Annotated in this window: 9 protein-coding genes and 2 pseudogenes; 6 read left to right on the forward strand and 5 right to left on the reverse strand. The window is 60.9% G+C overall.

Going from position 1 to position 11,403, the window contains the following annotated elements; translation table 11 throughout:
* Nucleotides 1-586, forward strand: a pseudogene (locus NKJ46_RS33765) (hypothetical protein); the annotation flags it as partial.
* A 142-nt stretch (nucleotides 587-728) separates the two neighbouring features.
* Here the strand turns inward: NKJ46_RS33765 and NKJ46_RS33770 are convergent.
* The gene (locus NKJ46_RS33770) at nucleotides 729-2,366 is read right to left on the reverse strand and encodes a M20/M25/M40 family metallo-hydrolase (protein ID WP_352671523.1); all 1,638 of its coding nucleotides are present in this window, start codon (nucleotides 2,364-2,366) and stop codon (nucleotides 729-731) included.
* A gap of 284 nt (nucleotides 2,367-2,650) precedes the next feature.
* Between NKJ46_RS33770 and NKJ46_RS33775 the strand changes: the two genes are divergently transcribed.
* Together NKJ46_RS33775 and NKJ46_RS33780 are read left to right on the forward strand one after the other, a co-directional pair.
* On the forward strand, nucleotides 2,651-3,043 hold the full coding sequence (locus NKJ46_RS33775) for a GFA family protein (RefSeq protein WP_352671525.1): 393 nt from the start codon (nucleotides 2,651-2,653) through the stop codon (nucleotides 3,041-3,043).
* A 335-nt stretch (nucleotides 3,044-3,378) separates the two neighbouring features.
* Complete coding sequence (locus NKJ46_RS33780) at nucleotides 3,379-4,365, forward strand: alpha/beta hydrolase (protein WP_352671528.1); 987 nt, start codon at nucleotides 3,379-3,381, stop codon at nucleotides 4,363-4,365.
* A gap of 164 nt (nucleotides 4,366-4,529) precedes the next feature.
* On the opposite strand, the gene NKJ46_RS33785 is transcribed toward NKJ46_RS33780, so the two are convergent.
* Complete coding sequence (locus tag NKJ46_RS33785; RefSeq protein WP_352671530.1) at nucleotides 4,530-5,054, reverse strand: YciE/YciF ferroxidase family protein; 525 nt, start codon at nucleotides 5,052-5,054, stop codon at nucleotides 4,530-4,532.
* Between the two features lie 582 nt (nucleotides 5,055-5,636).
* On the opposite strand from NKJ46_RS33785, the gene NKJ46_RS33790 reads away from it, so the two are divergent.
* The 3 genes from NKJ46_RS33790 (at nucleotide 5,637) to NKJ46_RS33800 (ending at nucleotide 8,071) form a co-directional block, all read left to right on the forward strand.
* Nucleotides 5,637-5,864, forward strand: a complete 228-nt coding sequence (locus NKJ46_RS33790) for a hypothetical protein (protein WP_352671533.1) — start codon at nucleotides 5,637-5,639, stop codon at nucleotides 5,862-5,864.
* 224 nt (nucleotides 5,865-6,088) lie between these two features.
* Nucleotides 6,089-6,385: a PRC-barrel domain containing protein gene (locus tag NKJ46_RS33795; RefSeq protein WP_352671536.1), complete on the forward strand. Its 297-nt coding sequence runs from the start codon at nucleotides 6,089-6,091 to the stop codon at nucleotides 6,383-6,385.
* A 627-nt stretch (nucleotides 6,386-7,012) separates the two neighbouring features.
* Nucleotides 7,013-8,071: a YihY/virulence factor BrkB family protein gene (locus tag NKJ46_RS33800; protein WP_352671539.1), complete on the forward strand. Its 1,059-nt coding sequence runs from the start codon at nucleotides 7,013-7,015 to the stop codon at nucleotides 8,069-8,071.
* A 406-nt stretch (nucleotides 8,072-8,477) separates the two neighbouring features.
* Here NKJ46_RS33800 and NKJ46_RS33805 read toward each other — a convergent pair whose 3' ends face one another.
* The 3 genes and pseudogenes from NKJ46_RS33805 to NKJ46_RS33820 all read right to left on the reverse strand — a co-directional run bounded on the left by NKJ46_RS33805 (nucleotide 8,478) and on the right by NKJ46_RS33820 (nucleotide 11,265).
* Nucleotides 8,478-9,302, reverse strand: a complete 825-nt coding sequence (locus NKJ46_RS33805) for a 5'-3' exonuclease (RefSeq protein ID WP_352671542.1) — start codon at nucleotides 9,300-9,302, stop codon at nucleotides 8,478-8,480.
* A 553-nt stretch (nucleotides 9,303-9,855) separates the two neighbouring features.
* On the reverse strand, nucleotides 9,856-10,050 hold the full coding sequence (locus NKJ46_RS33815) for a hypothetical protein (protein ID WP_352671545.1): 195 nt from the start codon (nucleotides 10,048-10,050) through the stop codon (nucleotides 9,856-9,858).
* Nucleotides 10,051-10,249: 199 nt separating this feature from the next.
* A pseudogene (locus NKJ46_RS33820) lies at nucleotides 10,250-11,265 on the reverse strand (IS110 family RNA-guided transposase).
* Between the last annotated feature and the right edge of the window lie 138 nt (nucleotides 11,266-11,403).

An 11,403-nucleotide genomic window follows, 5' to 3' on the forward strand; every position in this document is an offset into this window, starting at 1 on the left:
CGAGGGCTGGCAGGAGTCGAGCAGTGAGTACTCCGGTGCCGAAAGCGAAGCTGCGGGAGGCGGCTCCAGGCTCTCAGATGCCGCTAGTTCGGTGGCTTCCGTAGCAGGCGGTGCGACAGAAGCTGTTGCAGATCTTGCGAGCGGGGCCAGAGAAAAGTTGAGAAGCACGGCCGGACAAGTCGGATCAGGCGTCAGTGATGCGGCTGCACAGGCGCGCCAGTCGGCGCTGGACTTGTTCCAGCGCGAACCCCTGGCCATGGCTGCTGTCGGCCTTGCCGTTGGCACCGCAATCGGCGTGATGCTGCCTCACACCGCCGCGGAAGACGAGCAACTCGGCCCCTACCGCGACAAGCTTCGCGACAGTGCTGAGGATCTCCTTGAAGAAGGGGTGGAGCAAGCCAAGCAGGTAGCCGCCGAAGCATATGAGACTGTAAAGGAAGAGGCTGACCGACAGGGTTCCAGCGGCGACGCCGAGACGTTGGTCGACCGCGTCGAGAAAGTCGTGAAAAAGACGGCAAGCAAAACCGAGGAAGCCATTCGCGACCGTTTGCCGGAGTCGGACGAGCCTCCCAACACTTCGTCATAGGCGCTGCCCCCTGGTTTTCGTGGTGCGCTGGTGAAGCTGTTCTTGAGATCTCTTCACAGGCTTGCCTCGGGATTGATCTGGCGCGCAACCTCTGCTTTTCAGATTTGCTCCTGGCGAGGTATCGAGTTGCTGCTTCTGCGCGTTAATCCTTCTTTGCAAGAAGCGTCGCACAAACATCGCTCACGACTTGCGGCAGGACATCGAAAGCATAGCCGATGTGGAGCCGCTCGAGCGGGGTATGGTAGTCTCGTCCCCACGGGCCGATATTGATGGTGGGAATGTTGGCCAGCCCACCTGACTTGGGCCAGCGAATGCCGTCACGCCACATCGGCGTGTTGCGGGCAACGACGTCGAGACCGGATTCGGTAGCCTCGCCAAAGAAGCTCATATCCGAGATGCCGGCGAAGTAATCCGCACACCCGATCGCTGAGCCATAGCGGGCGCTTGCGCCGGCTGCGACGTCCAAGGCAATCGCGCGCAACCTCGCCGCTGCCGGCCTATCCGAAAGGTTCGTCGGCAGATAGGGTATTGAGCCGAAGCCGGTGACGATTGCCGGTCCCGGCAAGCGGCTCAATCGCCATGCCTCCTCGGTAACCAGCCGGCATTGCTCCGGCAGGGGGAGATCGCCGGCGGCAAGAGACGCGCTGAGGGTGCCAAGCCTTGATCGTGCTTCCGCATCGAGGCGGTCCAGCACTGCCTCGTAGCGATGCAGGGGAATTGTTTCGACGCGATCGATCGCGGTGCTGCCGTGCAGGGGATCCCGCCGCCGTTTCAGCTCCACCAGGTAGGCAGAAGCAGTATCGGCGCAAAGCCGGTCGAAGCGATCAAGCACCTCGTCCGGCGTCCGACGATAGCTCAGCACGTTGAACGTAGCGAACGCGGTCGCCGCAGTCGTCACGTCGTAGCCGGACTTGCCATCGCGGATGCTGAGCAGACTCGGCGGTGTGCCCGGAACGGACTGGGGATCGTCGGTAAGCTCAGAGGCCCATTCCACCCGGACGGCAATGGCAGCGGCAACAGTCGCGGCGTTCAGGCCATTCAGGGGAAAACCGCTATGCGCGGGAACGCCGACGACATGGGCCGTCGGGAGCAGCTTGCCGACCGTCCCAAGCGCGATGACACGACCCTCGCTGCCGTCACCGTTGTCGGCGATCGCATCGAGATTGATCGCCGCCAGAATATCGAGCCCGCGCTCGCCAGCAATCGCCGGCAGCTCCTGTGCCGCCTTGCGCGCTCCGGCAGAACTGTTCTCTTCGTCTGGGACGGCGATGAACAGAAGATTTCCCGCCGCGTTAGCGCTTTCGGCCAATTCGGCGCAGACTGCCAGCCCGGCGGCGAGACCGGCCTTCATGTCGAGCAGGCCGCGCCCTGCGAGAAACTCTCCCGACGTGAAATCGTCCCGCGCCCGCCTCGCGGCAGGCGCATCGGTCGAGGCCAAGGTTTTGCCCAGCGCCTGCGTGAGTTGTTGCGGCCGGATTGCCATGTCCTCCAGCTCGCCATAGTCGCTCGTCGTGACAGTATCGTAGTGGCCGGTCAACACGACGGTGGCGGGGCTATTGCCGCGGACCAGCATCGCCACGCAGTGGCGCCCATCCCCCGGCTCGACTTCTATGGTCCAGATTTCCGCGCGGCGAAATGCCGTCTCGTAGCGCAACGCGTCGGCTAGCCATGGGCCGAACGAGGCTTCGCCATCCGTCCCGGTGACGCTTCTCCGTTCCGTTAGCGCGATGGCCCAGCGTCTGGTCCGGCCGGCCAGGCTGCTCTTTGCCTCACAGTTCATCATTCTCCTCGACGCACGTGAAAGAGCCTGAGCTTAGTGCCTCCGGCAACCTTCTCAAGGGCAGCTCGGGGTGAGGCCGAGTTGACGGCTGGAACCAACCCTCCTTGCCACTCGTTGCCGGGCAAAGGAGATTACGCCATGTGCCTTCCCATGGGACCCCAACCAGAAGAGCCGCCATTAGACGCGCCAATGTGGACGCCGGATCCCGATGTGCTGCCGTATGAATCTTCTGTTCCGAATCCAAACGAGAGCTGCGATCTCCTTATGCGAGCGGTGTCGATATGATGGACGAGCAAGTTCGCACAGGTGGCTGCCTTTGCGGAGCTGCTAGCATCCGGCTCAAAGGGCAGCCGACGAGGGTTGGTATATGCCACTGCCATGACTGCAGGCGAACGAGCGGGAGCGCCTTCGTCTGCTTCGCGGTTTGGCCCAGATCGAGCTACGAAGACACTGGCAATCTCCACACCTTTGCCGGGCGGAGCTTCTGCCCAACCTGTGGTTCGCGCCTCGTAAGCCTTCGGGAGGACGAGGCCGAGGTGATGATCGGCAGCCTGGATCAAGCTCCGAGCAATCTTATACCAGATTATGAGCTTTGGATCGGGCGACGGGAGCCATGGCTGTTGAACCTGGAATGGGCCGTGCAGTTCGAGCACGATTGGGAGCCGAGGAAAAATTGAGACCCAATGGAGACGGCGATGTCTGGAGCCGGCCCAGCACCCCGATCCACCGGTCTGACATGCCTAGCGGTCGCTACGGTCCTGCGCCGGTCATCATCGAGACCCTTTCAAAGCATCGGCGTTAAGCCCTGGATCCCATTGCAAAGTTCCGGTGAGCCGAAAGCAGCAGAACCTTCTTCCAAGAGCAACCGACGATCAGGCGGTTTGGGCAACCAACAGGGAGAGCAAGAGATGGACTCTGTAAGCCACGCGCCGACACGCGCGGCAGTTCGGCAGCAGCATCAAGGCATTCCGAGAGCGGTCACACCTGTCGACTTTGCGCGCGGCGGCCGCTAGTGACCCGCCGCACGAACAAGACAACCGCAGCAGCCGTCCTGCTTGCCGCCGGGTTGGTCAGCCTGGCGCTGTACAACAGCGCTCGGGCCAGACGCGCGCTTTTCCCGCACGGGTCGGGGCGTCTTGTCGGGGTGTCGGGGGTGCGCCTGCACCTCCTTGAGCAGGGCGGCGGGGCGCCGTTGATCCTGCTGCACGGAAACGGCTCGTCGGCCGAGGATTTCAAGACCAGCGGCATGCTCGACGAAGCGGCCGACAAATACCGGGTGCTCGCCTTTGATCGGCCCGGCTTCGGCAGGAGCACGCGGCCGCGAGGCAAATTGTGGACGGCGGCCGCGCAGGCCGATCTCATTCATGCCGCCATCGCGCAGCTTGGAATCGAAAGATATCTCATTCTGGGCCATTCCTGGGGCGCGTCGGTGGCTCTCCAACTCGCGCGCAGGCACCCAGCATCAGTTGCCGGAATCGTGCTTGTCTCGGGTTATTACCGTCCGCCGCCGCGCCTGGGCCTTGCACTGGCGGCGCTACCGGCCTTCCCTGTCGCCGGTGGAGTTTTCCGCCACACCTTGCTGCCGCTGCTTGTGCGGCTCACCTGGCCGCTCGCAATGGGCAAGATATTTCGCCCCGGCATCATCTCTGCGGCGTTTGCTTCGTCGGCAAAAGAGATCGCCAGCCGGCCCTCACAGCTGCGGTCGATCGCGGCCGAATCGGGATTGATGCTGGCCGGCGCGCTGGCTGGCGGCCGCTTCACCCGCTACCATGATCTGTCGCTGCCTGTCGGCATTATCGCTGGGGCCGGCGACCGGTTGTTCGATGCGAAAGCCGAGGCTCTTGGACTTCATTCCTGGTTCCTTTGTGCATATCATCCCGCAGGCCGGCCACATGGTCCACCACACCGCACCGCTGGCCGTTCTCGCGATGGTGGACAGGGTCGCTGCCGCGGCGAGTACTTGCGGGAAGATGGCACGGTAGCGAGGCTGCGCTCTTAAGGTCGTCCTCACGAGCGTAGTTAGCAGCACAGCATGGGCGAATCGGTCGGCCACCACCACCTCGACGGCTCAGCGGCTGCGGTGTAGATGCGCGCCTGGATTGGGGAATACAACCCCGTTCTATCCGTCTGCCGGGGCCGCGTTCGCGTCGATTCGATCCAAACCTATGCGGCCTGTCGCATCGCCCGTTCGTTGACGCCTGTTTCGCCCAGTCGGGTGAGCGCCTCATCGGTTGCTTTTTCTTCCTTGAGCGTCTGTTCGAGTAGCGGGACGGCGTCTTTCAGACCAAGTAACTCGGCCCATGTGACAAGAGTCCCGTAGCGCGCTATTTCATAATGTTCGACGGACTGGGCTGCAGCCACGAGACCCGCATCCAATGCCGGAGCCTCCTCGAATTCCTCCAAAATCTCCTGTCCTTCTTCGATGATGCCGTCGATCGCCGGGCACGTTTTCCCTTTGGCTCTCTTGCCAAAGGCGTCGAAAACCTGTTGCAGGCGCTCGATCTGACCTTCCGTCTCGTCACGATGTTTTTCGAACGCCGCCTTCAGCTCTTCGGACTCCGCGCCCCTTGCCATTTTCCGGAGCGCCGTCAAAATCTTGCGTTCGGCGTAGTAAATGTCTTTCAACCCATCATGGAAAAGGTCTTCCAAACCCTTGGAGCCGCCCTGAGAGCCTTTCTTCGTCGCCATTGTCATCTCCTGTTTCATTTGTATCGACGCATGCATGGTCTAACTGGATCAGTCTCTTGTTGTTCCTTCGCCACGGCTCTGTGGCAGCCAACAGGTTGAGCGAGGTTGACCGCTGACTTCAGTCGGCCGCGGACCCACGCGGCAAGCTGAAAACCGTCCCGCCTGGCAGATCAACGTCGGACAAAATGGTGTCTGCAGTGCAACGCCGATCCCATCGGGAAACAGCACAACCGTCCAAAGCTACCCAAGAGCTGGGTCCGGTCGAGGAACACGCGGCGCTCGGCACATTCCCTCTCGGCAGCACGCCCATGAGCAGGCTGGTGAGCCATGTAGCAGCTGTTCTCCCACGGCATGACCGCGTGATAGTGCCAAAAGCGGTAAGGCATTGATGCCCTTGTGGCGGGCGGGAATAGTGGCCCCCAGAATGGAAATAAGTTTATGTTCCGTTCTCATGAGTCACGTTGTGGATTGTTCGATCCGTACCGAGCCGAATGCATTGTCATTTCTAAATGACTCCTTGGGCCAGCGGAGTCATTGTCCGCTGTCGTTTCGTTCACCTGTCGCCAACTGAGGAGGCCCCAGATGATTGATCGCATGAACATTGACCCAGCCCTTTACCCGACCGACTTGGAAGCTCTCAAATCCGTTTTCAGCCAGATATGCGAGGAAGGGCATGTCGAGCCCGGCTCACCGGCAGCTGAGAAGCTCGCAGCCGATCTTGTGCGGCTCTTCCAGAGTGGCATGGCTGATGAGAGCGTGCTGCTCATCGTGGCTCGGGCGCGTTTTCAGGCGGTTAAGCAGGCAGGCTGACCTACTTCGGTGGTTGCACTTGGTGCAAGGCGAACCACCACCACTGACACCCCCCAAAACCGGATGTCGAACCCAACGCCAGCTCGTTTCTGGGACCGGCGACAGCCAAGCGCGTCCCATATTTCCCGCTCGTGCCCATCCGCGAATGACACTCGTGAATGATGGTTCGGAACGGTTGGCCCTGTCGGGGGTTACCTCAGTCCAGCGGAGAGGAGACTCCAAAAATGGACCACACCAATCACGCACGGCTTTCGAGTTCTGAACTGCGCGCTGACGTTGTTGAGGGGGCGACCATCTACGGTCGCCACGATGAGGAAATCAGTTCAGTCGACCACATCCATGGAACGGGCGAGCATGCGCAAGTCGTCTTCGATGTTGGTGGGTTCCTCGGCATAGGCTCAAAGCGCGTGGCCTTATATGCAACTCAGCTCGATTTTATGCGGGACGAAGACGGCACCGTGCATGCCATCACACAAATGACCACCGATCAGTTGAAGGCCCTGCCAGAGCATTTTGATTAAAATCAGCTTCGGCGATCTCGACCGTCCGATATTGTCAAGGGTGAAGGTCGATCCGAGTGCGAGCTCGTTCAGAGCGTAGACGAAGGTATCTACCTGATCGTCAAATTGTCCATTCGGAACCCAACAGACCTCGTCGAGGAATGTTTCGTTCCAGCGACTGCGCAAGAGCTTCACGCTGCGGCTCAGCCTGGGCGGCGTGTGTCCTTGTCGCCTAAGACCTGAAGAACCTTCACGTCATGGCCGGCGAGAGATTCACTTTCGTTGCTGCGTCTGCCTTGCCAGCCGAACCAGGGTCCTGCGGCATGCGGATAGTGACTTCCTGCGTCTTGCGCCTGGAAATGCCTCCACGATTTCAAAGTCGCTGCGGTAGAACATGACGCCGGAACTTGGCGCTAGCCGGTGCTGATACCGGCGGAACGATGTGGTGAGATGGCCCATCCGAGGCGAGACCGGACAGCCCCACTCCGGCCCTCGGAAGCGGTCGTCAGTCAGAGGCGGGCAGTGTCGTTGTTAGATGGCCGGTATTTCTGCAGCTGGCGGATGATTATTTGCGAGCGCAGGTCTGCACCTGCATCTATTGGCGCGCCTAAACGTTTGCCGTCGAGGAAGATGCGACGGACTGCAGTCATGTCGAAGAACAAAGCCGAAGATTCCGACGAAAACCAAGTGCGACTGGAGCGGCGGGCCGGACAAGAAGACAAGGAGGGCCGTGGACGCAATGCCGAACGGCCATCGCAAATTTCCGGCGGCGGCTGGAGGGATGTGCTGTGGCGGGTGTGGGCTGAGGTAACAGAGGACCGTGTCACGCTGATCGCGGCCGGAGCCACGTTCTACCTGCTTCTTGCGCTGTTTCCAGCGCTTGCCGCCTTCGTGTCCATCTACGGCTTCGTCGCCGATCCTCAGACCATCGCCGAGCACATTTCATTCCTTGGCGGCATACTGCCTTCTGGCGGTTTGGAGCTTATCAGATCGCAACTTAGCTCATTGGCCGCTCAGAACACTGGCACGCTCAGCTTTGGCTTTATCATAGGTCTTGCTGTTGCACTGTGGAGCGCCAACAGCGGCATCAAGACACTGTTTGAAGCAATGAACATCGCTTATGAGGAGACTGAAAAGCGCGGCTTTATCCATCTGAATCTCCTGGCCTTGGGGTTCACCCTTGGCGCCATCCTCATTGGCATCGGCCTTATCATCTCGGTCGGGATCGTGCCCGCAATGCTTGCGCTGCTGAACCTCGGCGGCTGGACCGAAACCCTTGTGCGGATCTTGCGGTGGCCGGTTTTGCTGATCATGGTCGGAAGCGGAATTACGCTGATCTACCGCTACGGCCCTAGCCGCGAAAAGGCAAAGTGGCGATGGGCCACATGGGGGGCATTCCTCTCGGCTGGGGTTTGGATCGCGGTCTCGGTGGGGTTCTCCTTTTATCTTGAAAACTTCGCTAACTACAACGTGACCTACGGAGCCCTGGGGACGGTCATCGGCTTCATGATGTGGACCTGGATTTCCGTGATTGTGCTGATTGTCGGTGCGGAGCTGAATGCCGAGATGGAGCACCAGACAGCCAAGGACACCACCACAGGTGCGCAGCAGCCAATGGGTGCGCGAGGTGCCACGGTCGCCGATACCCTGGGTGAATCGGCCAATGCCGACGACAAGCAAACACGTTTGGACGGGCGCACAACGTAGCGCCTCACTTGCATCTGCCGCAACTTCGCTGGGCGCCAATGACGGTGTTAGATGGCCGTCATCTTTCGAACAGGCCAATCGAGCAATGAGGGTATCCTTCCCATCACCCCATCACCGGAAAGACAAAGCAGGGTTCAGATGCTGCCCCCCTACTGAGGGCCCGCCCACGAGCCGCCTCACCGCCGAGCTATACCACTGAGCGGAGCACGCCCAGACGCAACCATCCTTGCATCTAGGTCTAGGTGCGACGCTTTGCCATCGAAGCCACCAACAACGCAGATGCTGCCTGAGCGCCTGTCACCCGCCGCAACGTTGCGCTGTGTGTTCTTCAAGACTGTTGCCGCGCGTACGGTGCCCGTGCGATTGGGAATCGGCGCTGACCGCTTCCAGACCTCGCCTCGCGAGGTCAGTCGTCCCGAGCCTTGAGCGCACGTGCGAGGAGCCTGGTGTCATTTAGCTGGATCACGCAGGTCTCGAACGCTTTGGTCGGGCCGCGCCAGCGCAGCTGTTCGACGTCATCGAATAGCTGAGCGTCCGTACGTAACGTCGCGAGATTTTTGAACAAAAGTGCGAACTCTCTACGCTTGCCGAGGGCTTCAGGCGGAAAGCTTTCAAGGGGGCCATAGCGGCCCAGCAGCCGGGCCGCCGAGACCAGGCCGATGCCCTCGAGACCCGGGTAGCCATCGGCGGTGTCACCCACGAGCGCGAGGAAATCTGGAATCAGGGACGGCTCCACTCCGAACTTCTCGCGTACACCCGCGGCATCGCGAATTTGCTTGGTCCTGCGGTCTACCTGAACCACATGGTCACCTCGCACGCACTGCGCGAGATCCTTGTCCGGCGTCCAGATACACACCTTCTGCACGCGCTCATCGGCAGCCGCGCTCCGTGCCGCGGATGCCAGCGCGTCGTCGGCTTCCAGGTCGATCATCGGCCAGACCGCCACTCCCATGGCCGCCAGGGCTTTCTCAAGGGGGTGGAACTGCGCGAGCAATGCCGGCTCGATGCCATCCCCGGTCTTGTAGCCGGGCCAGAGCCGATTTCTGAACGACTCGATTACATGATCTGTCGCTACCCCAATGTGCGTGGCGCCATTCTCGATCATCTCCAGCACTGTGTTCAGCACGCCAACGACGGCGCCAAACGGCTTGTCTTGGCCGTTGTTGAACCGGCGTTGGCCATAGAAGTGGCGAAACAGCTCGTATGTGCCGTCTACTAAATGAACGATCATCTCAATCCTCGAGACAGCGCTCGGCCGTGCCCGTACGCCCACCGCAAGCCATGTCTCTGACCGCAGCAGCTTACCTTCAAGTCACAGGCGCGGCACTACTATATGGTAGCGCGCTGCGACAGCCCCTTTGACAATAATGATCTGCGCATAGCGCTGAATACGCGGTCGACCGCGAAGCGCTCGTCAAGACTATCCTTGGCAAGGTCGGCAATGACACGCCGGTGCACGCAGCCCGTCCTTTGTTCTCCGCCGACATTGAGCAGCGTGTCTACGATCCGGACAAGGCCGCATTCCATTACCGGAAATCAGCACATGGCGCATTCGTAACCCGCCTTTCGAGCAGTCCTCGCCTTGGCGGCGTAAAGTTGATGTAAGGTGACGCTGCCCTCGCAATTTTGAACCCCTGACAAGCTTCGCTGGCCGTCGCTAAGCCGACGGCTTATGCGGCGTTCGCATTCTTCGTCTTGGGCGGCCGGCAGCGCTCGACCGCAGTGCGCTTCCACATGGCGTGGTCAAAGGCGGGCAAGCAGCCCATGCCGAGCAAACGCTTCCGCTACGTCGACAACGGGATTGTTTCCCGGCGGATACCGTAGCCGCCGCTGATGATTGCCGCAGCGGCGCAGACCAGCCCCTCGCGCTGCAACGCGTTCGGGTTACTGGTTTGCTTGTCGCTGGGGCCGTGTATGGACGGCTCTCCGTTGGCAAGGGATTCTTTGAGCCTTTTGCATCTGCTGGTTGGTGCGGCCATGTATCCGACCTGTAGGTGCGGCCTTTCATGTGCCGCTGGCCATAATGCCATTCGCGCGTCTCAGGTCCCGATCGTAAGCTCGCACTCGAAGTGCACGGCCCCAGTGGGTTTTCCTGATCCGGCGGTTTCAACCGGCTTTGTGCATTAGCTCCTGTCCGCCCTTTCCAACCTCGTCGGCGATCGCTCGCCTTGTGTCGTTCTATGCGATGGCCGGCTCCCTGTAGCGCTCGCCGCCTGTCATCAATGCCCAGACCATGCGGGCAGTCTTGTTGGCGAGCGCAACGGCTGCAACCTTGGTCGTTCGCCGGGCCATCAGCTGCACGAGCCATGGCCGCCTGGTCCCGTTCCGCTCGGCATAGCGGATGACCGCCATGGCTCCGACCACGAGCAGCTGTCGCAGGTAGCGATTGCCGGCCTTGGAGATACTGGCGAGCCTCTCCTTGCCACCGCTCGAGTTTTGCTTCGGAACGAGCCCGATCCAGGCCGATAGGCATCGCCCCGACTTGAACGCGTGCGGATCGGCGACGGTCGCCACGAACGCACTCGCCAACAGCGGGCCGACGCCCGGGATTTCCATCAACCTGCGACCCAGCTCAGTCTCTCGCGCACTCGCCCGGGCCCGGCGATCGTTTTCGAGGATCTGTTGCTTCACGACCCGAAGCTGTGCCTCCAGCATCCGCAGGCATAGCCGTGCGTCAGCGGGTATCCTGGCGTCGTTCTCGTCGTTGATGACCAAGAGCAGTTGTTCAATTCCATTCCGCCCGATCGGCGCCACGACCCCGAACTCGGACAGGTGGGATCTCAGCGCGTTCGATATCTGAGTGCGCTGACGATTAAGCATCAACCGGACACGATGCAGCATCATCACGCTTTGCTGCTCCGGCGACTTGACCGGCACGAAGCGCATGGTCGGACGGGTCACGGCCTCGCAGATCGCCTCTGCGTCCGCGGCATCATTCTTCTGTCGCTTCAGATAGGTTACTGTGCCGGCAGCAGCCGCACATCATGGCCGAGTGCGATCAGCTCGCGAGCCCAAAAATGCGAGGAACTGCAGGCCTCGATCCCGACCAGGCATCGCGGCAGGCTCTCGAAGAATGCAAGAACACGCCCCCTCGTCAGCTTCCGGCGAACAACAACCTCGCCGGCCGCATCCACTCCGTGAACTTGAAACACGGACTTCGCAATATCCAAACCTATCGTTGTAATGCTCCTCATCGTAGCGCTCCTCCAGCTCAATCCCGCGATCATACCGCAGGAGGGAGGAGAGCTGAACCGCCCCGGGTTTTCCGGAGGCCGTTTCGTTTGAGTCACGCGGCTATGGCTGGTTCATCCAACATGGCGTAGTAGCGTTCC

Origin of the sequence: Mesorhizobium sp. M0166, assembly GCF_040322255.1 — a bacterium.
Lineage (GTDB): Bacteria > Pseudomonadota > Alphaproteobacteria > Rhizobiales > Rhizobiaceae > Mesorhizobium.